Origin of the sequence: Arthrobacter sp. SIMBA_036 (assembly GCF_046535135.1) — a bacterium.
Classification (GTDB): Bacteria; Actinomycetota; Actinomycetes; order Actinomycetales; family Micrococcaceae; genus Arthrobacter.
In genome coordinates this window covers 44,671-68,778 of sequence record NZ_JAWRXG010000006.1, presented here as the reverse complement: position 1 = coordinate 68,778, position 24,108 = coordinate 44,671, and the positions used below count along the sequence as shown (strand labels likewise).

Sequence of the window (24,108 nt, the reverse complement as noted above, 5' to 3'; positions counted from 1 at the left end):
CGCTGGCGACGAGACCCGCTGTTGTCGAATGCAAGCCTAACTTTCCACCCCAAAAAGTTTCAGGCATTCGCCCCCCAGCCCAGCGATGGGCGCCATCCCCAGAATCAGTGCGGGGACAAACCAGCATTCGAAGCCGCGATGACGGCTATTCACTTTGAGGTAAGCACTCCATGTCAGTTGCATCTGGATACGTCCACATCTCCGTCCGTAACGCCAACAAGGCTGCATCGAACGCAGGGCTTCGCCCCGGTTTTGGTAACCGCCCGGCCTACGCTCCCGCCCCGCAGGGCTCCGGTCAGCAGGCCCCCGGTTACGTTCCGCAGGGCTACAACCCCAACTCGTATGGACAACTGCGCGCCGTCCCGGCAAGTGAGCCCGCTCCCATGACGGCGCCCACTCCAGTGATCGCTCAGTCTGACAGGCTGCGCCCGGTTGCCAACGACACCGTGGCCCGTGGCTTTGTCCTCTACATGGGTATTGACGAGGAGACTGCCGCTGCAGCGGGGACGTCCATTGCCAAGCTCGCCCAGGAAATTCGGGCCTACGCGCAGTCCCTCGTGTCGGGAGCCGAAAGCTACGCAGCCGTCGCGGTTGCCCCGGCCGGCGCGCCAGGGTCCGCACTCGACGTCGTCCGTTCCACGTTCGGTGACCCAACCGTGGCCACCCGGCAGCGCTCGGAGGCATCCCGCCCGGCCCCGCAGCAGGAGGCCCGCCCGTCCGGCGTGCTGATCGACCTTGCCCGCCGCGAAGTGCACTTGGACGGCGAATCGCTGAATCTGACCTTCAAGGAATTCGAACTCCTTAACTACCTCGTCGAAAACGGGACCCGCACCGTGGGCCGCGATGAACTGCTTGAAGGCCTGTGGCGCAACGCCGAAGAGGTGCCGAACGAGCGCACCATCGACGTTCACATTCGCCGGCTCCGCTCCAAGTTGGGACGTTTGGCAAACACTGTGCGCACCGTCCGCGGCCAGGGTTACCGGTTCTACGAGCACCCCGAAGTCATTGTCTGGGCTGCTCCGGAATACTCCATCTAGCTTTCACTGCGATAGCGCCCGTCCCCAGAAGGGGCGGGCGCTTCTGCGTTGCTTGTGCCTTCGCGGTTATAGGGTTGGAGGATGAGCGACCACCACATCAAGCGCTTGGTGATCATGCGCCATGCGAAGGCGGACTGGCCCACAGGGGTGCCCGACCATGACCGTCCTTTGGAGGAGCGCGGCCACCGGGAAGCGCCCCTGGCCGGGAAGTGGTTGCTCAAGCACGGCGTTGTCCCGGACTTCATTCTCTGCTCTTCGGCGCTCAGAACCCGGCAAACGTGCACGTGGGTGTGCAGCGAACTGGGCGATAAGGCTCCGACGCCGAAACTCGAGGATGGCCTGTACTCAGCCTCCGCGAACCGTATGTTGGCGGTACTCAACCACGTTCCGGAGACGGTGACCACCCTGATGGTGATTTCGCACATGCCCGGCGTGCAGGACTTGGCCATGCACCTGGCGTCCCGGGAATCAGATCACGACGCCTACATGGATGCTGCTTCCCATTACCCCACGAGCGCGCTGACGGTCATGGAAACCGAGAAGCCTTGGGCGGAACTGGACGGGCAGGACGCTCGCCTGACGCATTTCAAAGTGCCACGTCCCTAGCCCCGCAGCAGCTCAATGGCCAGCCGGATATTCGGGCTCTGTGCCATCGTCTTCCTGTACACGATGCCTACGGAACGTTGTTGGACTGGGTTGATCACTGGAACAGCGACGACGTTGGACGGCAGGGCCGGGCGGCCAAGCCGCGGAACGAGCGCCACGGCCACACCCTGTTCCACCATGGCGATATGGGTGGAAAAGTCGGGATCGTAGATTCGAATGTCAGGCACACGGCCAAGCCCAGCGAAAATCAGAAGTAGCGCTTCGTTGCAGATGGCACCGGCGGGGGTGCTGATCCAGGTTTCGTTCAGCAGGTCTCCAGGCTCGACGGCGGTTCGGCCGGCGAGTGCGTGCGCGGTGTTCACGATGACATCGGCCTGGTCTACGCAGAGGTCCTCGTGGACCAGGTTCTCCGGAATCACCAGGGGTACGGAATTCCAGTTGTGCACTACGGCAAGCTCTGCTTCGCCAGAGGCTACCCGTTGGACGGCCTCGCGGGGATCTTCGGCAAGCACGGTGACTTCCAAGTCCGGATGTGATTCTGCGATACGTCCGAGCACGGGCCCTACCAGACCCCGGCATGCAGTCGAGAAGGCGACGAGCCGCAGAAGGCCTGCGGGCTTGGCTGGATCTGCGAGCAGCGTTGCCTGCAATTCCTCCAGTTCCCCCATGATGCGACGGCCATATCCGGCCAACGCAACACCCTTCTCCGTGAGCAGGACGCCGCGGCCGTTCCGTTCCAAAACGGCAACTCCGGCTTGCTTCTCCAGCTTCTTGATTTGCTGCGACACTGCCGAGGGGCTGTAGCCCATCACCTCCGAGGCGGCCACCACGGAGCCGTGCTGCTCCACGGCCACAAGGGCGCGCAGCGCCATGATATCGATCATGAAGCAAATCTACATTGTTCGATGCTGAATTCAATGCTGGTGCTTCATCGCCTAACGCGTCAGAGTGGACTCGTGACCATTCGCCACTCTTTCCTCGCTGTTCTAGTCGCCGTCCTCTGGGGCGCTAACTTCGTCGCCATCGACCTTGGCCTGCACCCGCAGGGCCATGAGGTACCGCCCCTGTTGTTCGTTGCCCTGCGCTTCTTGTTGGTCGTCTTCCCGTTCATCTTTTTCGTCAGGAAGCCCGACGTGGGCTGGAAGGCGATTGCCGGCGTCGGACTTTTCATGAGCGCCGGACAATTTGGCCTGTTGTATCTGGGAATGGCTTTGGGCATGCCGGCCGGGCTCGCGTCCTTGGTGCTTCAGGCGCAGGTGCTTTTCACGGTTCTCCTTGCCGCGCGTGTCCTCGACGAACGGCCAAGCCGCAAGCAACTGACCGGCGTGGTTCTCGGCATTGCGGGGCTGGGCGTGGTGGCGCTGGGGCGGAGCGCGGTGGCTCCCGTGGTGCCGCTGATGATCGTGTTGGCTGCCGCATTGTCCTGGGCTGTGGGTAATGTGATCGCGCGCCGCACCAAGGCAGCTTCCGGGCTGGGCTTGGTGGTCTGGTCCGGTGCCGTAGTGCCGCTTCCGTTGGCTGGGCTGTCGCTGATGGTTGATGGGCCGGACACGGTATGGGCAACTGTGTCCGATCTGCAGCCTGCGACTATTCTCAGCGCCGTCTACACGGCCGTTTTCGCCTCGTTGGTGGGTTATGGGATTTGGAATCGTCTTCTGACGCTCTACCCGAGCTCCGACGTCGTGCCTTTCACGCTGCTGGTTCCGGTGGTGGGGATGACTGCCGCGTGGCTGGTCCTCAACGAAGTTCCGTCGCTGCCTGAAATCGCCGGCGGCCTGATTTTGCTTCTAGGCGTAGCCACCGCGGTTCTGGGCGGCACCCGAAACCGGCCCGCCGCCCCCGTTGTGAGGCCCGCTTTGCACCCATAGAAGCCCGCGAAGCCTGCAGAGCGGGCCCCGCAAGTGGGTGGGGAGGCCGGTTAGCGTTTGGAGGCTGTCTTACGTGGAGTTGCGGGCCGATTGGTGGGCCTGGACGACGTCGGGGACTTGCCCGACGTCGTTGACTTGCCCGACGTCGAGCGTGCGGCGGGCTTGCGGGCAGCGGGCGTTCGCTTGGCCGCAGGGACGGCCCTTTTGGGGGCAGCAGCGGCGCGCGAACCGAACGATGGCAGCACGGCCCCAAGGAACATCAGAGCCAGGGTTCCGCAGCCTGCCAGGGCCGCCAAGTAGAAGTAGATGTCGGAGTCCGTGCTGCTCACGGCGCTCCCCATCGCGTCCCCGTCCTGCCTGAAGGCCAGCCCCCATATGCGCAGGAATGCAATGGTGAAACCGATGAACAAGCTGGTTCCGGCCGCGCCGAGAAAAACGATGACGTACCGCCGCCGGTTGAAGACCTGCACCATCGAGGCCAGGTAGCAGACCGCAACGGCGGCCAAGAAGAGGTATAGGAGCACTTCTTCGAGCAGAGTGGCGGCCAGCGCCAGGAGACCAAGTGACACGAACGCGGCCACTACCGCAAGCTTTCCGCTGTTCCCCATGTGACGCATGAGGTTAATCATCTACGACGGCGGCGCCGCGCCACGCCGTCGTAGATTGCAGTTGGATACCGTTGCGGGGCCCGCTCTGCAGGCTAGGAGTGCCCGATACCCCGCAGAGCGGGCCTCGCAACGTGAGTGTAGGGCGGGCTACTTGATCACGTACCCGTGCATGATGGTCATGACCGCCGCGACGCATTGCTCGCGCGACCTTTCGGGGTTGTAGGTCTGGCGGTCCAGGCCCACCACGAAGATGGCTCCGAAAATCGCGGCTTCAAGGCTGCCCCGGGCGATGCTTGTGTCCACCTGGTATCCCGCTGCCACGCGCTCCACTGCCGCGCCAATGACTGCCAAAAGCTCAGCCCGTAGCTCTGTGAACACGGAGCTCCACTCGCCGGGCATACGCCAGTTCTCGCTCACCCAAAGCCGGGCGAAGGACGGATACTTGTCCATGAAGACCATGGCTTGGTCCACCATGTTCGTCATCGATTCCAAGGGGTCATTCGTCTGGCCTTCAATGGCTTGGAGTCGCGCGAGCATAATGTCCACCCCGTGGCGCAGCAGCTGCGCGATCAGGTCAGATTTGCTGCCGAAGTTGTAGTAGACGGTGCCTTTGGATACGCCAGCGGCTGCGGCGATTTCGTCCACGGTAACGCCGGCCGCGCCGCGCTCCCCAATAAGGTCCATGGAGGCCTCGAACAAGCGCTGCTTGGTGGCATTGGTTCGTTCCGGCCGGAGCTTCTTGCTCCCGGAAGCGGAACCGGCGGTTGAATCCGACGTCGAATCCGTAGCGACCGGCTCGGTGGTGCTCATACTGCGATCTCCGGTTTCAGGGTCTTGAGGGTCCACACCTTATGTTTGCGGACTGCGAGCGTTGACAACGCCGCTCCCAGCAAAGTGTAACCAACCAAGCCCAGTACGGTGGGCCAGATCATGCTGAGCTCCCCGCCGTAGATCAGGTGTCTCATGCCGGTCACCACGTAGCCCATAGGCAAGACCTCATGCACCACGTGGAGCGGCATCGGTGTGGTCTGCCAAGGGAAGGTGCCTCCGGAGGACACAAGCTGGAGGACCAACAGGACCAGGACCACGAACTTCCCGGGGGTCCCCATGAGCGCCACGATGCCTTGGATGATAGCGCTGAAGGCCATCACTGCAGCCAGCATGAAGAGCCACATCCCGATCGGATGCGAGGGCTTCAAGCCGAGGCCGAGGTCCACTACAAGAGTGAGGATGCTTGCCTGGACGACTGACACTACGAAGAACGGCAGCCAGCCTCCGACGGCGATTTTCCAGGACGCCGCGTTCGAGGCAAGTGCCCGTTGGGTGATGGGGCGCATGGCTTGGACCAACATGAAGACGCCGATCCAGAGTGCCAACGTCATGAAGAAGGGAGCAAGCCCGGCACCATAGGAGCCAGCCTTGGCCTGCGAAACGTTATCCACTGCTACGGGATCGGCAATGACCTTGGAGACGCTGCTCTTCTGCGCATCGTTGGGATTCGGGACTTGGCCGGCGCCCTTGGCGAGTTCCGAGGCCAAGGTGTGGGCGCCGTCGGACGCTGTGGAAGCGCCGGAAGCCAGCTGTGCAGCGCCGGTATCGAGCTGGTGGGCGCCGTCGTCGAGCTTGGCGGCGCCGTCCAGTGCTGTCTGCTGGCCGGCAGCGAGGGTGGCCGCTCCGCTGCTCACTTGGCCGGCCCCGGCAGCGGCTTGCGAGATGGCATCGGTCAGGGCCGGCGTCGCACCTGCGAGCTGGGCGGCTCCGGCGCTGACGGCAGCTGAGCCGTCCGAGAGTTGCTGGATCTTGGCAGCGTCACCGGAAAGCTTCGCCTTGGCGTCCGTGACCGGGGTGGAGGCGGCGGCAGCATCGAAGTCCGCCATCACCTTGTCGGCTTGAGCTTGGGTCAACACGCCGGAGGCGACGAGCTGCGCGTTGGACTGGACCAGCCGCACGCGCAGGCCCTTGTCGGCAGCGTCAAGTTGCGCCGCAACGTCTTGGACCTTGGTGTTCAACTCGGCGTTTCCGGCGGCAACCTGGGCTGCTCCAGCTGCGAGCTGTTGGGACTGTGCGGGGAGGGCAGCGGTTTTGCTTTTGAGCTGGTTGAGCCCGGAGCTCAACTGGCCAGCACCGCTGTTGAGCTGGTTGGCGCCGTCACGGAGCCGGGTCTGGCCGGCCACCAACTGATCGGCTCCGGTGACAAGCTGGCTGGTGCCGTTGTGCAGCGTCGCCGCTCCATCGCTGAGTTGCCCGACGCCGGTGGCCAGGTCCGATGCCCCGTCCGCGGCCTTGACGATGGAGGAATGAATGGTGCCAAACCCCGTGAGGAGCTGGTTGGCTGTTTCCTCGCCCACTTCCTTGGCCACGGTTGAGTGGACGGCCGTGGTCAGCTTGTCCACGATGGTGCTCAACAGGTAGTTGTTGGCATCGTTGGTGGTCACGTGGAGCATGGCCTGGTTGGCGGCGTCGAAACTACCGGGGGAGACGAGGTTCGCCGAGAAGTCCTTAGGAATGCGCAGGGCGAAGGCGTATTCGCCGGTACGGACGCCGGCGTCGGCCTCGGCCGCGCTGGAGACCTGCTTCCAATTGAAAACGTGGCCCTCAACCAGGCTGTCCGCTACCTTCTTGCCCGCCTGGAGTTGGGTTCCGTTCGCTGACGTGGCACCGGAATCTTCGACGACCAGCGCGGCATCAATATGGTCCAGGTTGCCGTAAGGGTCCCAGTTGGCGTAGAGGTACACGGCGCCGTACAACAACGGCACCATGGTCAGCGCAAGGATCGTCAGCTTGGGCAAAAGCCCGCCGGTCATACGCTTGAGTTCGGAGCGGGCCAGCCGCAGAACAGTCACTTTTCAATCCTTTGGAGTTCTTGGGATTCGCGTTCATTTGAACGTTCGTTTGCCGGTTCGGTTTCAGGTATCTCGGCGGGCTCAGGTTCCGGCTCAGGAGCGTGGATCACCGAGTTGCCGATCACCGCGGCTGCACCGGCCCAGCTCTCGGGCAAGGAGGCGACGACGGCGACGACGGCGAGCGGCCGCCCGGCGTCGGCCGCCAAAGCCTCAAGCCGGGGCAACCAGGTGGTGGGGTTGGCGCTGTGCCGGTCGGGGGAGTCCACCACCAAGAGGTCCGTGGCGGGATCTGCCAGTGCGAGGGCAGTGAGTAGCTCCAGCCGACGCGCGGGCGGAACTTGTTCGATCCAGAGCCCTGCGATGTCTTCGAAGCTGTGGACCTTCAACCACGGCTTGCTCAACAGCGCGCCCCGGTAGCGGCGGGGTATCAGGGAGAGATCTTCGGTCACGAGGTCCCGCACGCTGAGGTGTTGCTCAGGCTCATTCACGCCAGGAGAGTCCACCAGTGCGCTTGCAAGCCGGATCTTCTTGGTTGCGGTCTTGTTATCCCAGCTCAGCGCCCCGTTGCTGGGCTTCATGCGGCCGCTCAGGGCCAGTGCCAGCGCGGTCCGCTGGTCCTGCCCCTCGCCGGAGATGAGGAGGAGTTCGCCACGATGGACTTGGAGGGAGGTAGCTGGAAGGAGGTCTCCCCGGCGGCCCGTGATCTGGAGTTGCTGTACGGACAGCACAATGAAGCCTTTCGCAGAAATGGTGTCTGCTGAAAGTCTAACTGAACTGACTGGTCAGTTCAAATAGGGTGGTGCGCTCGAGACAGGGTGCCTAGAGGCCGTACTTTTCCAACAAGCGGAGCCAGACCTCGCTGATAGTGGGATAGGAAGGAACCGCGTGCCAGAGGCGGTCCAAGGGCACTTCGCCAACGATCGCGATCGTGGCGGAGTGCAGCAACTCGGCGACGCCCGGGCCCACGAAAGTTGCCCCAATGATCACTTTACGGTCCTCATCCACCACCATCTGGGCCCAGCCCTTGTAATCGGGGGAGTACAGCTGCGCCCCGGAGACATCAATGGGGAGTTCCACGCCGGTGACGTTCCTGCCCTGCAACAGCGCCTGTTCCAGGCTGAGACCCACCGAGGCCACCTCCGGGTCGGTGAAGACAACGCTGGGGACCGCATGTTCATTGGCCGTGTGGGCCCAGGGACTCCACGGTTGCGGTGCTCCGTGGAGCTTGCCGTTGGCCCTGGCGACGATTGCATCACCCGTGGCGCGGGCCTCGTACTTTCCCTGGTGGGTCAGGAGGACCTTGCCGGCGGCATCTCCGGCCGCGTAGAGCCAGAGCCCGCTGGTGCCGTCGCTGGCAGGGCCATCCACCAGCCCGCTGGGATCAGTAGTCAGCCGGAGGGGCTTGCCGTCAGGGGCCTCAATGCCAACGTTTTCCAGGCCAAGATTGGCCAGCGCGGGGTGGCGTCCGGATGCGACCAGGAGTTGGTCCGCTGTGAGGTTCTTGCCGTCGAGGGTCACAGTGATGGAACCGTCGTCGTTCTTCTCGACTTTCGCGACGTCCGTGTGAAGGCGGACGTCGATGCCGTCGGCCCGAAGCCCGGCCAACACCAGGCTGGCGGCCTCCTCCGGGTAGCTGCTCAGTAGCCGACCCCGGGCCACCACGGCCACCTCGGATCCGAGTCGAGAGAAGGCCTGGCCCAGTTCGACGCCGGCGACCCCACCGCCGAGGACCACCAATCGCTTCGGAACTTCCTTGGCTGCCGTAGCTCCGCGCGTGGTCCAGAAGGGCACGTCGCTGAGGCCATCGATGTCTGGTATGGAGGGGGTGGAGCCGGTAGCCACCACCACTGCGTGGTGTGCTTTGAGCGCATAGCTGTTGCCGTCGAGCCCATCGACAAGGACCTCGCGCGGGCCGGTGATGCGGGCCCGGCCGCGAATGAGTTCGATGCGTGCGCTGTCCAACCACTCCGCTTGGCTGCTGTCCTGCCAGTTGTTGGTAAACCAATCCCGGTGCTGCAGCGCGGAGTGGGCGTCGATTGTTCCGGTGACAGCTTCCGCTGCGCCGGGAATTCCCTGGGCTGCGTGGAGCACGCTGCCCGGCCTCAGGAGTGCCTTCGAAGGTATGCATGCCCAGTAGGAACACTCGCCGCCCACCAGTTCGTTCTCTATGATCACGGCAGACAGGCCGCCTCGAACCACCCGGTCCGCAACGTTTTCTCCTACGGCGCCGGCGCCGATCACAATGACATCAAATTCGCGGGAGTTCTCGGCAGTCATGTGGAAAGCCTACCGCCGCTTCCCCCTGCGTTGCGGGGCCCGCTTTGCCGGGTTTGAGCGTGTTTAGGGGTGCAGAGCGGGCCCCGCAACGAAGGGCTACTCGTGCATCGCTACGTTCTGCTGGATCATCGGCAGGTCAACCCGTGCAGAACCCCCTCACGACAGCCCTTCCGCGTGGACGCGTTTGAATGATCCAGCAGAACGGAGGCTGTGCGGGCAGGCGAAATCTCGACGGATTTGGCCACATGACCTATGAAGGAGGTGGGACATCCGATATTGTCACGATTCTGCGGCGGGTAATAAGCTCGCCTCAACATTAACGCTGCACCGTCCGGAATTGGAGCATCCGAACCCTCCGAACTCCCGGTTGGTGCATTTGCAAGGAGAGCGCCATGACAACTTCCGGTGTGGTCCCGCAAGCGCGGTTCAGCGCACAGACCAGGCTGCGAGCCTTGCAGTCGGACATTATGGAACTGATCCTGGAGCGTGAGCTCGAGGCGGGCGATCCCTTGCCGACAGAGAATGAGCTATCCGTGGCACTCGGCGTCGGCCGCAACACGCTACGTGAATCCCTCAAAGTCCTGCAGGCGCTCGGCGTCATCGAGATCCGCCACGGTTTCGGCATGTTCGTGGCGCCCACTAACTTCGACGCGCTCGCAGACGGACTCACGTTCCGGGGAAGACTATCGCTTCGTCACCAGGGGCTCGAAGCGTTGCAGCTGGTTGACGTGCGTCAAGCACTTGAGTCGGGACTTATCGGCTCGTCCATCGATGTCATGACCAAAGAACAGCTGGCCAGCATTGAAGAGTCGGTCAAGCAGATGGAGGAGCTGGCGGGTGCCGGGGAAAACTTCGTCATGGCCGACGCCGAGTTCCATCGCAGACTATTCGAACCCCTCAACAATGAACTCCTCATCAACCTGATGGGCGTGTTCTGGAAGGTGTACCGAAAGATCCATCTGGAGATCGGGCCCGGCAATGAGGACTTGATCAAGACCGCCGCGAACCATCGCAGCATTTACGCGGCAGTGGCGGCGGGCAATAAAGTCCTGGCCGCCGAGCTGCTTAACCGGCATTTTGACGGTATTCGGCGCCGTATCGGAGAGGCCGTGCGCGACTAGTTGGGGACGGTTAATTGGGGCGCGAGTGGGGGCAGGTCTCCCTCCCGCGCCCTACTGAGTAGCCGCAGAGCAGGCCCGGGGTGCCCACGCGCGCTGCTGCTCATTGCCTTAGGTAGGCTTGCGCATTGCCTCTGGCGGGCTTGCGCGGGCCGGGAGAAATTGTCCTGGTGGAGAAACAAAAAGACCCGCATCGGCTAACCGATGCGGGTCTTGATTTGTGCGCCCAAAGGGATTCGAACCCCTGACCTTCTGTTCCGTAGACAGACGCTCTATCCAGCTGAGCTATGGGCGCATTTTCGTGTTTCGCGGCAGTCTGTTTCTCAGACCCCCTCGAACCTCAATAAACTTTACAGAAGTTCATGTGAAGTTCCAAATCCAACTGGTGTTACCTAGCCGACTAGACCGGTCTACGTGACCTTAGTCACTTAAATGTCGCGTTTCTGCGTCCGCTCCCTTGATTTCTAGAGGTTTTTGCTTTTTGCGTAGGTGGACGTCATATGTCTGACAACGGATTGGTCTGGTCCGCGGCCCCTATCGTTTAGGACACACCACTGAACCCGAGGAAGGGAACCGCAATGGGCGATCTGGCGCGACTGCCGCTGCTTGAGAAGGCACCTACTACGCATGCTGGCCTTCTGGCTTGGGTAGAGGAAGTTGCCGAACTGACCCAGCCCGAGCGAATCCACTGGGTTGACGGTAGTGAAGCAGAAAACAAGAAACTAACGGACGAACTCGTCGAAGCCGGGACCCTGCAGAGGTTGAACCCGGAAACGTTCCCCAACTCCTTCGCGGCGTTCTCTGACCCGGCCGATGTTGCCCGCGTAGAGGAGCAGACCTTCATCTGCTCCGAAAACAAGCGCGACGCCGGCTTCACCAACAACTGGATGGCTCCGGCCGAGATGAAGCAGAAGCTGCGCGGATTGTTCGCGGGCTCCATGCGCGGCCGCACCATGTACGTCATCCCCTTCGTCATGGGTCACCTTGATGCAGAGGATCCCAAGTTTGGCGTCGAGATCACTGACTCCGCCTACGTGGTTGCCTCAATGCGCATCATGGCCCGCATCGGCACCGACGTCCTGGACCGCATTACGCAGACCGATGCATTCTTCGTTCCGGCTCTGCACTCCCTCGGCGCTCCGCTGGAAGACGGTCAGGCCGACGTCGCATGGCCCTGCAACCCGGATAAGTGGATTGTGCACTTCCCCGAAGAACGCTCCATCTGGTCCTTCGGTTCGGGCTACGGTGGCAACGCATTGCTCGGCAAGAAATGCTTTGCGCTGCGCATTGCTTCTGTCATGGCCCGCGATGAAGGCTGGTTGGCTGAGCACATGCTCATCCTCAAGCTGACGTCCCCTGAGCAGAAGACCTACTACGTCTCCGCTGCTTTCCCGTCGGCCTGCGGAAAAACCAACCTTGCGCTGTTGGACCCCACCATTAAGGGTTGGAAGGTGGAAACCCTCGGTGATGACATCACGTGGATGCGCTTCGGCAAAGAAGGTGAGCTCCGCGCCGTCAACCCTGAAGCAGGACTGTTCGGGGTTGCTCCCGGCACCGGCTGGGGCACCAACCCGAACGCCATGCGCGCCATCGCCAAGGGCAACAGCATCTTCACCAACGTGGCCCTCACCGATGACGGCGGTGTCTGGTGGGAGGGTATGACGGAGGAAACTCCAGCGCACCTGACCGACTGGCAGGGCAACTCCTGGACTCCGGACTCGGATACACCTGCGGCGCACCCCAACTCGCGCTTCTGCACGCCGATCGACCAGATCGACATGCTCGCTGAGGAGTACTTCAGCCCGGATGGTGTGGAACTTTCCGCAATCCTCTTCGGTGGCCGCCGCAAGACCACCATCCCGCTGGTGACCGAAGCCCGCGATTGGTCAAATGGCATCTTCATGGGCTCCACGCTGTCCTCGGAAACCACCGCTGCGGCTGCCGGCGCCGTCGGGGTTGTACGCCGCGACCCAATGGCGATGCTTCCCTTCATCGGTTACGACGCGGGTGACTACCTGAACCACTGGGTGAACCTTTCCGCCAAGGCCAACCCCGCCCGTCTGCCCAAGATCTTCTTGGTCAACTGGTTCCGACGCACACCTGAGGGTGGATTCGCATGGCCCGGATTCGGCGACAACGCCCGCGTCCTTAAATGGGCTATCGAGCGCCTCGAAGGCAAGGCTGAGGCGGTGGAGACGCCGATCGGTTTTGTTCCGACCGGTGAAGCCATCGATCTGGAAGGCCTGGACATGACTCCGGCCGAGGTTGAAGCCGCTGTTCGGGTGGATCCGGACGAGTGGGCAACCGAGCTGGCATCCATCGAGGAGTGGTTTGCCAACTTCGGCGAATCACTCCCGGCGGCACTGCAGTCCGAGCTGGATGGCCTTAAGGCCCGACTGGCCTAGACCTCTTAGGAACAACGGCGTTCTTAAGTGAACGACGGCGGCCCGTCACCCTCGGTTGAAGGGTGACGGGCCGCCGTCGTGCTTTGGTCAGAGTGCTTTGGTCAGAGTTGCGCCGCGGGCTTCCTGAATTCAGGCCGGAGGCCGATGGACTGGAAAACCGGGTTCATTTGTCGAGCATGGGGGAGCGATGAGATGACTACTCCGTCGAGCTCCTGGTAGAAAGCCTCACGTGCGCGACTCATGGCATGGCGCAGTGCGCATTCGGTGATGAGCGGACAATCCCCAGTGCTTGACTGACACTCGGCGGGGTCTTGCCGGCTGTCCAAATGGCGGAGGAGCGTTCCAACGGTGGCTTTACGCCCGGATTCGCTAAGCCGCGAACCGCCCAGACGGCCACGTTCAACGTCGATAAAGCCGAGCGAGCGCAAACGAACCATTGCCTTGCTGACATGGTTGTACGGTGTTCCGACTGCGTCGGCCACCGCCTGAGTGGTCAGCAGGGCGCCCTCAGGAACCGCCGCCAACACCATGATGGCGCGAAGGCTGACATCGGCGAAGGCGTTGATCTTCATGGATTCAGCCTAGGTAGCTCTCGTCCACCCAAATGGATGGCTCGTGGGTGTCGGGTTCCATCGCCTGAAAGACGAAGCCCTCAGCACCCGGGGTGTAGGGAATGATGGCGGCGCGCACGCTTCCATCCCGGTGCTCGGCCGCACCATGAATGCCGTCGGAGCCGTGTTCCGGGAGGCTGACATCGCTAATGATTGCTGCGGCCCGGAACTCGTCACGGCTTTGGCGAAGCAGCTCATGAAGATCGTCCAGCATCTTTCCGGCATCGACTTCCCCGTCCTCATCGGGCTCGCCGGGGGTGACGAGGAGAACCCTTAGCTCTCCATCATTTAAGAGCGTTACGCCGAAGGGAAAGAATCCGCCGTTCTGTTGGAGATGCTCCTGAGCCGTGCCTAGCCCGGTTCCCAGGGTTTCCCGTAACTCCCTATCCTGAACCGACTCCTGCGGACCAGTAAATTCCGCTGACGCAGCTGGTTCCCCGGACGGGGTATCGCCGGAATTTCCGTTGTCCGGGATGGCATCGCCGGTGCCCAATTCGCTCATACTGTCCGGCTCCTAAGCCCGGACCAGGGCGAGGACACGGTCACGGATCTTTTCCATGGTGGGCTGGTCCGTGGCCTCTGCGTTCAACCGGAGGAATGGTTCGGTGTTGGATGGACGCAAGTTGAACCACCAGCTACCGTCCTTGGCAGTGAAGGTGCTGCCGTCCAAATGATCGATTTCTACGTTTTCATTTTCGAAGTCCACGCGGACGCGCTCCACCGCTCCGGCTTTGTCCTCGATCTCCGAGTTGATTTCCCCGGAAGAGACGTAGGGCTCGTACTGGCGTCCGAGCTCGGACAGTGGACGGTCCTGCTCTCCTAAGGCGGCGAGGACGTGCATGGCGGCAAGCATTCCGGTGTCCGCGTTCCAGAAATCGCGGAAGTAGAAGTGGGCCGAGTGTTCCCCGCCGAAGACTGCTCCTTCCTCGGCCATGACGGCCTTAATGAACGAGTGCCCCACGCGGGTCCGGACTGCGCGACCGCCGTCTGTAGCTACGAGCTCCGGAACGGCCTTGGACGTCAGGAGATTGTGGATGATGACGGGGGTCTGTTCGCCCGCTGCCTGTGCCCTGGCGATCTCGCGGCGGGCGACCATGCCAGTGATGGCGGAAGGGGAAACCGGGTTACCGTTTTCGTCGATCACAAAGCAGCGGTCAGCGTCGCCGTCGAACGCCAAGCCGATGTCGGCGCCGTGCTTGATGACGGCGGCCTGGAGATCGCGGAGGTTCTCCGGTTCCAGCGGGTTGGCCGGGTGGTTCGGGAACGAGCCGTCAAGTTCGAAGTACAGCGGGATGATCTCGAACGGCAGGGCCGGAAGCAACCTGTCGCCCAGGACCGCCGGTGTGGTCAGGCCCGCCATTCCGTTGCCCGCGTCGACCACAATCCTCAGCGGACGGGAACCGGAGAGATCAACCAGTTGACGCAGGTACACAGAGTAGTCCTTGAGGACATCGTGCACGCCGATCTCCCCGCGGCTGGCCGCGGCGGGGATAACGCCGGCGTTCAGGTACTGCTCGGCGAGGGCTTGAATTTCCTTAAGTCCGGACTCAGAAGAGATGGGTTGCGCTCCGGCCTTGGCCATTTTGATGCCGTTGTACTGCGCAGGGTTGTGGCTCGCCGTGAACGTGGCGCCTGCAGCATTGAGGGCCCCGCATGCGTAATAAAGCTCATCGGTGGAGATCAGGTCCAGCAATTGCACGTTGGCTCCCCGTGTTGCTGCACCCTTGGCGAAGGCTTCGCTGAACTCCGGTGAAGATGGGCGCATATCGCCCCCAACCAGCACTGTGCCGCCCTCGAGGCCCAGGACGTCAATGAACGCAGCACCGACGGCCTCGACGATCTGGGCCGTGATGGACTCACCCACGATGCCACGGACGTCATACGCCTTGAAGGAAGCGGAGAGGTCGAATGTCTTGTTCTGCTCTTTAGTCACGGGCTCAATCCTACTGTGGACGCGCAATTCGGCACCTATGCCGGCCGCTGTCTGTGGACAGCCGATGGGCCTTGGCTGCTGTTGTCCACATAGGAGGCCCAGCGATTCCGGCCCTCATGACCGACTGGAATACTGGAGTGATGGCCAACAACTCCCCGAACGCTTCAGTTTCAGTGCAATCACCTACCGGACAGGACGCCCTGCAATGCCTCCGCGAATTGGTGGGGCACCCTGAAGCCGCGTTCCACGACGGCCAATTTGAGGCTATTGAGGCTTTGGTCGACGAGGGGCGGCGCGCGTTGGTGGTCCAGCGCACCGGCTGGGGAAAGTCCGCTGTTTACTTTGTGGCGTCATTGCTACTGCGCCGGCGGGGAGCAGGTCCGACGCTGATCGTCTCGCCCTTGCTCGCGCTCATGCGGGACCAGGTGGCCGCAGCAGCCCGCGCAGGTGTGCGGGCTGTCGCCATAAACTCTGCCAATGCGCTTGACTGGGATAGCGTGCTGGGTCAGTTGGCTGCGGACCAGGTCGACGTGCTCCTTGTATCTCCCGAACGGCTCACCAACCCGTCTTTCAGGGAAAACCAGCTTCCGGAGCTCATCCGCAGGACGGGCCTTTTGGTTATTGACGAGGCTCATTGCATTTCCGACTGGGGGCACGACTTTCGCCCCGATTATCGTCGCATCGCCGACTTGATAGCCCAACTGCCGGCATCGGTTCCGGTCCTTGCTACCACTGCAACGGCGAACTCAAGGGTGGTGCATGATATCGAGGAGCAGCTCGGTGAGGGCGTGCTGACCATCCGCGGGGCCCTTGGCCGGGAGTCGCTACGGCTCGGGGTGCTCAGCCTGCCCGACTCCCGGGACCGGTTGGGCTGGTTGCTGACCCACCTGGCTGAGATGCCCGGCAGCGGGATCGTTTACACTCTCACTGTTTCAGCGGCGGAGGACACAGCCCGGCTTTTGGTCGAGGCTGGCCATAACGTCCTTTCCTACACAGGGCGAACCGATCCGGCGGACCGGGAGCGGGCTGAACAGTTACTTAAGGAGAACAAGGTGAAGGCCCTTGTGGCCACCTCCGCCTTGGGTATGGGGTTCGACAAGCCGGATCTGGGGTTCGTGATCCACCTCGGTGCGCCCTCATCACCGGTCGCTTACTACCAGCAAGTTGGTCGTGCCGGGCGTGGAGCGGCCAACGCTGACGTACTGCTCCTCCCAGGAGCTGAGGACCGTGAAATCTGGCAGTACTTTGCTACGGCGTCCATGCCATCAGCTGAGAAAGCAGCCGCCGTATTGTCGGTTCTCGGTGAGGCAGGGGCAGCTCTTTCCACGGTTGCCCTGGAGGCGCGAGTGGATCTTCGACGAACGCCATTGGAGCTCCTGTTGAAAGTCTTGGCCGTGGACGGAGCTGTCGAACGCGTCGGCGGCGGGTGGAAAGCAACTGGACGATCCTGGGCCTATGATGCCGAGCGTTACGCGCGTATCGCGGAGGCCCGTGTCGATGAGCAGGACTCCATGGTGATCTACCAAGACACGGCGGGCTGCCGCATGGAGTACATCACCTCCGTGCTGGATGACGAGAGCGCTACCGCCTGTGGTCGTTGTGATAATTGTGCAGGTCGATGGTTTCCTGTGGACATAGCGGCGTCCGCCGCCGACGCCGCGGGGCAAACCTTGCGCCGGGCCGGCGTTGTGATCGAACCACGACTCCAGTGGCCCTCAGGGATGGATCGTCTTGGCGTTGCCGTCAAAGGCAAGATCAAGCCAGACGAAAATGCGGCCGGAGGGCGTGCTTTGGCGAGGCTCACCGACTTGGGCTGGGGTGGCGCCCTCCGGGACCTGTTCGCGGCGGGCGCCCCCGACCGCTCCGTAGACCCGGGCATGCTGACAGCGTGTGTGCAGGTGTTGCGCGAATGGTCGGGCGCTGAAGGGGGTCCCGCGTGGAGTGGCGCAGGACGGCCAGCGGCCGTGATCAGTATCCCTTCGCGGAGTAAGCCTTTGCTGGTTGACTCGCTTGCCCGAGGAATTGCCGGTATTGGTCGTATGCCCTACTTGGGCCAACTGCAGATCGCTCACGGCGGCCCGGCGGGCTCCCGCGGGGGCAACAGCGCGTACAGGCTCGCGGGAGCCTGGGACCGCCTCGTGGTGGGCCCGGAGTTAGCCCAAGGCCTTACCGGGATCGATGGACAGCCGGTCCTCTTGGTGGACGATCTCATAGACAGCCGTTGGACCATGACTGTTTCGGCCCGGGCGTTGCGTCAAGCCGGCGTAGGAGCGGTGCTCCCGTTGGCCCTGGCCCAGGCAGGCTAGCTGGCACGTCATCTTGTGAGCGCTCTCACGCGTTCCGGCTAGGATCAGAGAAACCCGTCCGTGTCCGCCCCACGGTTGGACCAGGCATACCTTGGACCGGAGCCATGACCTCAAATCCCAGAGATATCCAAACCGTCGACGCCGCGGAGAGGTCGTGGCGGCCGCAACTGGCCCTTCTGGTTGCAGCGACGTTCTTCATGGAGTTCCTGGATGGAACAATCCTCACCACAGCGATCCCCAGCATCGCCTCGGATTTCCATGCGGCCCCGGCTGATATCAATGTCACCATGACCGCATACTTGGTGACGGTGGCCATGGGAATTCCTCTTAGCAGCTGGCTCGCTGAAAGGTTCGGTGCCCGCAGGGTCTTTTGCCTGGCTATTTCGATATTCACCATCGCGTCGCTGTTTTGCGCGCTCAGCACGGGCTTGCCGGTGCTTACGCTCAGCCGTGTGGCCCAGGGCGTGGGCGGTGCCATGATGGTCCCCGTCGGAACGCTGGTGGTTTTGCGCGGCACCCCTAAGTCCGAGCTGCTGCGAGCCACCGCCTATCTGGTGTGGCCGGGCCTCCTAGCGCCCGTGCTGGCTCCGATGGTAGGCGGTGCCCTCACCACCTTCCTGTCCTGGCACTGGATTTTTCTCATCAACGTTCCGCTTGGAATCGCTGCCCTCATAACAGCCCTGCGCCTGGTTCCACGAACGAACTTCGACTCCGATCGTCGACTCGATTGGTTTGGCTTGGCGCTCACCACCCTGGGGGTCGGCGCGTTGGTGGTGGGCCTTGAAGCCCTCGGCGGGCGCGGGTCCAACTTGCTGGCCGGTGTAACGGTCGTCGGCGGTGTGCTTTCCCTCGGGGGAGCTGTCTGGTGGATGTCCAAGGCGAGGGTTCCGCTGTTCAACCTCGCTGTTTTTGCGACCAAGACTTTCCGTACGACGTCGACTGGCGGCTTCGTTTACCGTCTGACTATCAGTTCGGTGCCATTCCTGCTGCCCCTGATGTTCCAAGACGGGTTCGGGTGGGACCCGTTGAAGGCCGGGGTCATGGTCGCCGCAGTCTTCGTGGGTAATATCGGCATCAAGCCCGCTACGACTCCACTCATACGTCGCTTTGGGTTCAAGCCAGTCCTTGTCTTCGCGTCGCTGGCGTCAGCCCTGACGTTCGCGATGTGCGCTCTCCTGACGGCCCAGACACCTGAACCGCTCATCTTCACTCTTCTACTTTTCAGTGGCGCGTTCCGTTCCATCGGTTTCTCGGCCTATGCCTCAGTGCAGTACGCGGACATCGTTCCGGCCCAGCTCCCTTCGGCCAACGCGATCTCCGCAACGCTGGTTCAGCTGGCCGCCGCTGGTGGAATCGCCATAGCCGCTTTGTTCCTTCGATCTTTTGAGACGTCACATCTGTTCGGTCCCGATCACGTGGGGGTTTACAAAGGGGCGTTCCTTGCTATGGCGGCGCTGATGCTCATCAGCACAGCCGACAGCGTTACTCTGCACCGGCACGCCGGTGCGGAAGTCAGCGGAGGGGCCAAGCGAAAGCAGGCAAATCCCTAGCCGCTGCCTCCCCGGGAATGAGGCGCCGGCCCAGGGACAGAACCCCTTAAACGCAGGTGGTCCGGTTGAAAGCCGGGACCACTTCGAGACATCGTTGACAGTCTCGGCAGCGGGCGGGCCATCGCCTGCACGCACGTCATCCTGCTCGTCCGGGACACCGACGTCACCATCAGCAACGCAACAACCGGCGAGATCATCCGCGAACTCACCATCGACCCCACCAAGAACTACCAACCCAGAGAATCCAGAGAATCCGGACAAAAGTAAAACACCCCGGTCCGAAGACCGGGGTGTAACCGATGACTCGACTCATCCGTGAAGGATGTCTCGACTCATCACACACGCGGAGACGGGGGGATTTGAACCCCCGGTGGAGTTGTGCCCCACACTTCATTAGCAGTGAAGCCCATTCGGCCGCTCTGGCACGTCTCCGTTTGCTATTGCTAGCCCACCAAGGATACGCAGAACCTGTGGTCTAGCGCAAAACAGCCCGGGAAGCGCCCGATTCGGTGGTTCCCTGCCAACTGTGCCGTGCGCCCGGCCTCCTGCGCAGCGAACCATCGAGTCGGGTCCGAACCCCGGCCCGAACCCGGCCCAAGCCGGCCGCCCGAGTCCGGCCCAAGCCGGGTGCCTGAAGTGGCCCGCCCTACTTGGCGCCCGCCAGCGAACGCCACAGGAAGTGGTTGCTCCGGGCTTGCAGGGCAGCGGCTTGGCGGTTGTCCGAGGCACCGGCGTGCCCACCTTGGAGGGCCTCGTGGAACCAGACGTTGGGAATGCCCATTGCTTGCATTCGTGCCGCCATTTTCCGCGCTTGCACAGGTCCTACGCGGTCATCGGATGTCGCCGTCCAGATGAACGTTTCCGGGTAGTCCACGCCGTCCCGAAGCAGGTGGTACGGCGAGAAGGTCCGGATGAATTCCCATTGCTCGGGCACGTCCGGGTCTCCATACTCGGCAATCCACGAGTATCCCGCGGAGAGCTTGGTGTAGCGGCGCATATCCAGCAGCGGCACCCCGCAGGACACTGCGCCGAAGAGTTCCGGGTACTGGGTGAGCATGTTGCCGACCAAGAGTCCACCGTTGGAGCCGCCTACGCAACCCAAGCGACGCCGGCTGGTAACCCCGCGCGTCATGAGGTCCCTGGCCACTGCGGCGAAGTCCTCGTAGGCCCGGTGCCGGTTTTCCTGCAACGCCGCGCGATGCCAAGCAGGTCCGTACTCGCCCCCGCCGCGGATGTTGGCCACAACGTAGACCCCGCCGCGTGCGTGGGGAGCGTCGCCGCCGTCGGACGACGTGCGGCGCTCGAGCCAAGCCCGTCCGATCGTTCCGGAGTACGCGGGCGTGCGGGAGATCTCGAATCCCCCGTAGCCGGACAACTGGGTGGGGTTTTGGCCGTCCAGCACCAAATCCTTGGATGCCACTTGGAAATAAGGGATGCGTGTTCCATCCGCAGAGACCGCGAAATGCTGCTGCACTTCGTACCCGGCTTCGTTGAAGAACGACGGCGACCGTTTGATCTCTGCGCGTTGGCTCATGACCTCGCCGTCCGGACCCGGGGTGAGAGTCCCGCGAGTGAGCGTGGTTGGAGTCGTGAACCCGGTGGCCACGAGCCAGAAGTCGTTGCCTGCACCGGTCTGATCGGTATCCTCGTCGTCCACGGCGTAGGCGTTGACGTCGTGGAGGGGCGGGCACGCGCCCAACACGGTGGAGCGCCAGCCGCCGTTGGCGCCGGATGTGGACGGGTCGAGCACTCGGATCTCGGAGGAAACGTCGCGCAACAAGTTCAGGAGCAGGTAGTCCTTGGTCCAACTCCATGACTGCAGCGATGTGTGCTCGTCAGGTGAAAAGAGCACCACAAACTGGCGCGAACCGGCCAGGTACCCTTCAAAGTCCGCAGCGAGCAGGGACCCGGACGGGTACGTGTGGCCATCTACTTGCCAGTCTTTTTGTGGACGGAACAACAACCAATCCCGGTGGGCGCTGATATTCACATCCGTGGGCACGTCAATGTTCACCCACGAACTCTCGCGCAGGAGCCAGGTATTCCTGTTGTAGAAGTCGATGTAATCAACGGCGAAGGTCCGCTCATAACCTGGGGTGGAATCGTGGGCCACCATGGCCAGCATGTGGTCCTCGGGAATTTCGAAGAGCCGCTCAGCATCAGCAAGGGCCTGGCCTCTGCAGAGTTTCACGCCAGTGCGGGCGTACGACGATGAGGTCGCAGGCAGGCCATCGGCGGTGCTGGATACCAAGAGTGTGTCAGCGTCCAGCCAGCTAACGTTCCCCTTCGCCGTCGGCAGGTCGAAGCCCCCTTCGACAAAAGTGCGGGTCTCGACGTCGAACTCGCGGTGGCGGTCAGCGTCACCGCCGTCGGGGGAGAGGGAGACCATGGCCAAACGGTAGGCGGCACCGTCTGAAGGGCGCAGGAAACCGGCGCCGTGGAAGACCCACTCCACCCCTTCCGCATCGGCCAATGCATCGACATCCAGCAGCACGTCCCACTCGGGAGCGTCTGTCAGGTAGCTCTCCCACGTGGTCCGTCGCCAGAGGCCCTTGGGGTGCTCTTGGTCCTTCCAAAAGTTGTAGTAGAAGTTTCCGCGTTTGTTGACCATGGCGACGCGGTCCGTCGAATCAAGGACTTCGAGGATTCCGGCCTCGACTGCCGCGTAATCGGAGTCCTCCAACAATTCCTCGGTGCGGGCGTTCTGCTCACGGACCCAAGCAAGCTGTTGATCGCCGTGGATGTCTTCAAGCCAGATGTTCTCATCCGTTGGCATGGGGGCGATGTCCGCAGCGTGGCGGCCCCTGGGTTTACCGTCGATGGCATCGCCATCCCCGGGAAGTGGCGTGTGATCAGCTTCTGTGGTGGTCATGGGCCCATCCAAGCAACACTGTTCAGCGGTAAGCAAGTCACAGGAAGTTAAGCTTGAGCGTGGCTATATCCGAAACCAACCGTGTTGCCCTGATCGGGGCAGGCCCTCGGGGCACCAGCGTCCTTGAGCGGTTGCTCGCGAATTGGGCGTCGATGGGACGTTCAGTGGGCGCGCGACGCTTGCAGATCGACGTCGTCGATCCTTACCAAGCGGGCCCGGGACACGTGTGGCAGCCGGAACAATCCCGGCTGTACCTGATGAACACCCAGGCGTTCTATCCCACGCTCATCCCCGAAGACGCCGAACTGGCACCCCCTTTGGCCGGCGGTTCTTTTGACCAGTGGCGCGAACTTCGGCGTCGTGATGGCATCGGTTTGAACGACGCCGAAAAGGCGGAGCTGGCCACCCTCGAGTCCCACGATTTCCCCAGCCGCGCTTTGTACGGGCGGTACCTGCGCCAAACCCTGGAGTCGGTCCTTGAGCGACTACCCGACGGCGTCGCGGTCACCTTTAGGGAGACGACAGCGCTTGCGGTCCGCCCCGCCGGACGCCGGGATGGGATGTTCGACGTCGAACTGGCCGACGGCGCGAGGCTCACCGTCGACTCCGTGGTGCTGGCCCTGGGCCACATCGAATCCCGGTTGAATCCCGAGCAGCGGTCCTTCCAGGGCGCCGCGGAAGAGCGCGGTTTGCGTTATTTCCCCCCAGCAGCACCGGCGGATGTCGACTGGCAGGCCGTGCCTGACAACGAACCGGTCCTGGTGCGGGGCATGGGCCTTAACTTTTTCGACGTCATGGGTCAGCTGACTGAGGGCCGCGGTGGCAAGTTCGTCGACGCCGGCCTGCCGGGTGCCGGGGTACTCGAATACCGTGCGTCCGGCCGGGAGCCCAAGATCATAGCCGCCTCACGCCGCGGAACGCCGTATCGGGCCAAAGCGGGTTTGGCTGGGTACTATCCGCGGAGCATCACTATGAGGTACCTGACCGAAGATGCCGTGGACCGGTTCCGCGCTGCCGGCATCCAGCCTGGTTTTGACCATGACCTGTGGCCACTGCTGCACCGGGACGCGTTGTGGGCCTACTACTCGACGTTGGCGGCCTCCCAGCCCGCTGCTATCCGTGATGCGGCCCAATTCCTGACTGATCTTGCGGATGCGCTCCAACCCCACGCGCACACCACCGCGAACTGGGAACACGATGTAGGGGACCTGGTTGAAAAGCATGTGCTGGCCTGCCGCCGGCTGAACTTACGAGCCCTTGCCGCCCCGCTGGCCGGCCGCACGTTCGGCTCCCGTAAGGAACTGGACGCAGCGGTCACAGCCTATTTGGACGACGACGCACGACGCTCCGCATTGGGTGAATCGGATCCGATAAAGATGGCCATCGGAGCCCTCCACACGGGCCGCGCCATCCTCAAATCCGTAGTAGCCGACGGCGGGATAACGGACGAATCCTGGCTGGCGGGGCTACGGGGTTGGTTTGAATCGTTCGTCGAAGGGTTGGCCAGTGGTCCGCCCGCCATCCGTTCGGAACAGTTGGCCGCGTTGGCGCGTGCCGGCGTCGTAAGTTTTGTCGGGCCCGACCCCAAATTCACAGTGGACCGGGGCGCGCGGGTGTTTCGGGCGACGTCGCCGTGGGTACGCGATTCGCCAGCCGAAGCCAGGACCCTGATTGAGGCGATGTCCCCGGCAAACAGGGTGGGCGTCAATGTTTCCCCGCTGCTGGAACAGCTCCTCGCTGATGGGCTGGTGCGGCCCAAGATCATGATGAGTGTTGAAGGAATGCCCATGCAGACCACAGGTTTGGACGTGGAGCCACATCCGTACCGCCCGGTTGCTGCCAACGGCTCCGTCACCGAGGGTCTGTATGTTCTGGGCCTGCAACTTTCGGCGTCGCAATGGGGGACTGCGATTGCCGCAGAGGCGCGGCCGCTCGCCGGGCCGGTCTACTCAAGTGGGCAGCGCACCCTCCGCGACGCTGATGAAATCGCGCGCGGCATACTCGGCTGTTAACAGCGGTTCAGGGCCGCCCATCACTCACTGAGCGGCCCTGCCCTTAAGATGTGAGCTTTACA

At 62.8% G+C, this 24,108-nt stretch carries 18 protein-coding genes and 2 tRNA genes; 8 read left to right on the top strand and 12 right to left on the bottom strand.

The window, feature by feature from the left end; all coding sequences use genetic code 11:
* The first annotated feature begins 170 nt into the window (after positions 1 to 170).
* Together SB659_RS09865 and SB659_RS09860 are read left to right on the top strand one after the other, a co-directional pair.
* Positions 171 to 1,037 carry a winged helix-turn-helix domain-containing protein gene (locus tag SB659_RS09865; RefSeq protein WP_284979096.1) on the top strand — a complete coding sequence of 289 codons (867 nt, stop codon included), beginning with the start codon at positions 171 to 173 and terminating at the stop codon, positions 1,035 to 1,037.
* Positions 1,038 to 1,118: 81 nt separating this feature from the next.
* Entirely contained in the window at positions 1,119 to 1,643 is a 525-nt protein-coding gene (locus SB659_RS09860) for a SixA phosphatase family protein (RefSeq protein WP_284975645.1), read from the top strand.
* Here SB659_RS09860 and SB659_RS09855 read toward each other — a convergent pair.
* Complete coding sequence (locus SB659_RS09855) at positions 1,640 to 2,527, bottom strand: LysR family transcriptional regulator (RefSeq protein WP_284979095.1); 888 nt, start codon at positions 2,525 to 2,527, stop codon at positions 1,640 to 1,642. The two genes, SB659_RS09860 and SB659_RS09855, sit on opposite strands and share 4 nt — an antisense overlap.
* Before the next feature lie 21 nt (positions 2,528 to 2,548).
* Here SB659_RS09855 and SB659_RS09850 point away from each other — a divergent pair, with 21 nt between their 5' ends.
* On the top strand, positions 2,549 to 3,511 hold the full coding sequence (locus SB659_RS09850; RefSeq protein ID WP_410550272.1) for an EamA family transporter: 963 nt from the start codon (positions 2,549 to 2,551) through the stop codon (positions 3,509 to 3,511).
* 50 nt (positions 3,512 to 3,561) lie between these two features.
* On the opposite strand, the gene SB659_RS09845 is transcribed toward SB659_RS09850, so the two are convergent.
* The 5 genes from SB659_RS09845 to SB659_RS09825 all read right to left on the bottom strand — a co-directional run bounded on the left by SB659_RS09845 (position 3,562) and on the right by SB659_RS09825 (position 9,239).
* A complete protein-coding gene (locus tag SB659_RS09845; protein ID WP_410550271.1) occupies positions 3,562 to 4,119 on the bottom strand; it encodes a hypothetical protein in 558 nt (185 codons plus the stop codon).
* A gap of 147 nt (positions 4,120 to 4,266) precedes the next feature.
* Positions 4,267 to 4,929, bottom strand: a complete 663-nt coding sequence (locus SB659_RS09840) for a TetR/AcrR family transcriptional regulator (protein ID WP_410550270.1) — start codon at positions 4,927 to 4,929, stop codon at positions 4,267 to 4,269.
* Positions 4,926 to 6,962 carry a YhgE/Pip family protein gene (locus SB659_RS09835; RefSeq protein WP_410550269.1) on the bottom strand — a complete coding sequence of 679 codons (2,037 nt, stop codon included), beginning with the start codon at positions 6,960 to 6,962 and terminating at the stop codon, positions 4,926 to 4,928. The genes SB659_RS09840 and SB659_RS09835 overlap by 4 nt, the downstream gene beginning before the upstream one ends.
* Positions 6,959 to 7,690, bottom strand: a complete 732-nt coding sequence (locus SB659_RS09830) for an ABC transporter ATP-binding protein (RefSeq protein ID WP_410550268.1) — start codon at positions 7,688 to 7,690, stop codon at positions 6,959 to 6,961. The genes SB659_RS09835 and SB659_RS09830 overlap by 4 nt, the downstream gene beginning before the upstream one ends.
* Before the next feature lie 91 nt (positions 7,691 to 7,781).
* Positions 7,782 to 9,239 (bottom strand): dihydrolipoyl dehydrogenase family protein, encoded by a 1,458-nt coding sequence (locus tag SB659_RS09825; RefSeq protein WP_410550267.1) that lies wholly within the window; start codon positions 9,237 to 9,239, stop codon positions 7,782 to 7,784.
* 392 nt (positions 9,240 to 9,631) lie between these two features.
* On the opposite strand from SB659_RS09825, the gene SB659_RS09820 reads away from it, so the two are divergent.
* Entirely contained in the window at positions 9,632 to 10,360 is a 729-nt protein-coding gene (locus SB659_RS09820; RefSeq protein ID WP_410550266.1) for a FadR/GntR family transcriptional regulator, read from the top strand.
* A gap of 218 nt (positions 10,361 to 10,578) precedes the next feature.
* On the opposite strand, the gene SB659_RS09815 is transcribed toward SB659_RS09820, so the two are convergent.
* Positions 10,579 to 10,652 (bottom strand) — tRNA-Arg (locus SB659_RS09815).
* Positions 10,653 to 10,935: 283 nt separating this feature from the next.
* Here SB659_RS09815 and SB659_RS09810 point away from each other — a divergent pair.
* On the top strand, positions 10,936 to 12,762 hold the full coding sequence (locus SB659_RS09810; RefSeq protein ID WP_284979087.1) for a phosphoenolpyruvate carboxykinase (GTP): 1,827 nt from the start codon (positions 10,936 to 10,938) through the stop codon (positions 12,760 to 12,762).
* A gap of 101 nt (positions 12,763 to 12,863) precedes the next feature.
* Here the strand turns inward: SB659_RS09810 and SB659_RS09805 are convergent, their stop codons facing one another.
* From SB659_RS09805 to SB659_RS09795, 3 genes are read right to left on the bottom strand one after another with little or no spacing between them, the layout of a single operon-like run.
* Entirely contained in the window at positions 12,864 to 13,334 is a 471-nt protein-coding gene (locus SB659_RS09805; protein ID WP_284979086.1) for an RrF2 family transcriptional regulator, read from the bottom strand.
* Positions 13,335 to 13,338: 4 nt separating this feature from the next.
* Positions 13,339 to 13,875 (bottom strand): hypothetical protein, encoded by a 537-nt coding sequence (locus SB659_RS09800; RefSeq protein WP_284979085.1) that lies wholly within the window; start codon positions 13,873 to 13,875, stop codon positions 13,339 to 13,341.
* 12 nt (positions 13,876 to 13,887) lie between these two features.
* Entirely contained in the window at positions 13,888 to 15,306 is a 1,419-nt protein-coding gene (locus SB659_RS09795; protein WP_284979084.1) for a phosphomannomutase/phosphoglucomutase, read from the bottom strand.
* A gap of 140 nt (positions 15,307 to 15,446) precedes the next feature.
* On the opposite strand from SB659_RS09795, the gene SB659_RS09790 reads away from it, so the two are divergent.
* Together SB659_RS09790 and SB659_RS09785 are read left to right on the top strand one after the other, a co-directional pair.
* Positions 15,447 to 17,612, top strand: coding sequence for a RecQ family ATP-dependent DNA helicase (locus SB659_RS09790; protein ID WP_410550265.1), 2,166 nt, complete (start codon positions 15,447 to 15,449; stop codon positions 17,610 to 17,612).
* A 104-nt stretch (positions 17,613 to 17,716) separates the two neighbouring features.
* Complete coding sequence (locus tag SB659_RS09785; protein WP_410550264.1) at positions 17,717 to 19,162, top strand: MFS transporter; 1,446 nt, start codon at positions 17,717 to 17,719, stop codon at positions 19,160 to 19,162.
* Between the two features lie 344 nt (positions 19,163 to 19,506).
* Here SB659_RS09785 and SB659_RS09780 read toward each other — a convergent pair.
* Positions 19,507 to 19,594, bottom strand: a tRNA-Ser gene (locus tag SB659_RS09780).
* 214 nt (positions 19,595 to 19,808) lie between these two features.
* Entirely contained in the window at positions 19,809 to 22,034 is a 2,226-nt protein-coding gene (locus SB659_RS09775; protein WP_410550263.1) for a prolyl oligopeptidase family serine peptidase, read from the bottom strand.
* Between the two features lie 59 nt (positions 22,035 to 22,093).
* Here SB659_RS09775 and SB659_RS09770 point away from each other — a divergent pair, with 59 nt between their 5' ends.
* Positions 22,094 to 24,046: an FAD/NAD(P)-binding protein gene (locus SB659_RS09770; protein ID WP_410550262.1), complete on the top strand. Its 1,953-nt coding sequence runs from the start codon at positions 22,094 to 22,096 to the stop codon at positions 24,044 to 24,046.
* Positions 24,047 to 24,108: the final 62 nt, after the last annotated feature.

Bases quoted from the DNA above. Each gene is read 5' to 3' on its own strand.
- SB659_RS09790 (WP_410550265.1), top strand. From the start codon at position 15,447: ATGGCCAACAACTCCCCGAACGCTTCAGTTTCAGTGCAATCACCTACC.
- SB659_RS09855 (WP_284979095.1), bottom strand. From the start codon at position 2,527: ATGATCGATATCATGGCGCTGCGCGCCCTTGTGGCCGTGGAGCAGCAC.
- SB659_RS09865 (WP_284979096.1), top strand. From the start codon at position 171: ATGTCAGTTGCATCTGGATACGTCCACATCTCCGTCCGTAACGCCAAC.
- SB659_RS09825 (WP_410550267.1), bottom strand. From the start codon at position 9,239: ATGACTGCCGAGAACTCCCGCGAATTTGATGTCATTGTGATCGGCGCC.
- SB659_RS09805 (WP_284979086.1), bottom strand. From the start codon at position 13,334: ATGAAGATCAACGCCTTCGCCGATGTCAGCCTTCGCGCCATCATGGTG.
- SB659_RS09860 (WP_284975645.1), top strand. From the start codon at position 1,119: ATGAGCGACCACCACATCAAGCGCTTGGTGATCATGCGCCATGCGAAG.
- SB659_RS09800 (WP_284979085.1), bottom strand. From the start codon at position 13,875: ATGAGCGAATTGGGCACCGGCGATGCCATCCCGGACAACGGAAATTCC.
- SB659_RS09850 (WP_410550272.1), top strand. From the start codon at position 2,549: ATGCTGAATTCAATGCTGGTGCTTCATCGCCTAACGCGTCAGAGTGGA.
- SB659_RS09775 (WP_410550263.1), bottom strand. From the start codon at position 22,034: ATGACCACCACAGAAGCTGATCACACGCCACTTCCCGGGGATGGCGAT.
- SB659_RS09810 (WP_284979087.1), top strand. From the start codon at position 10,936: ATGGGCGATCTGGCGCGACTGCCGCTGCTTGAGAAGGCACCTACTACG.
- SB659_RS09785 (WP_410550264.1), top strand. From the start codon at position 17,717: ATGACCTCAAATCCCAGAGATATCCAAACCGTCGACGCCGCGGAGAGG.
- SB659_RS09840 (WP_410550270.1), bottom strand. From the start codon at position 4,929: ATGAGCACCACCGAGCCGGTCGCTACGGATTCGACGTCGGATTCAACC.
- SB659_RS09820 (WP_410550266.1), top strand. From the start codon at position 9,632: ATGACAACTTCCGGTGTGGTCCCGCAAGCGCGGTTCAGCGCACAGACC.
- SB659_RS09845 (WP_410550271.1), bottom strand. From the start codon at position 4,119: ATGGGGAACAGCGGAAAGCTTGCGGTAGTGGCCGCGTTCGTGTCACTT.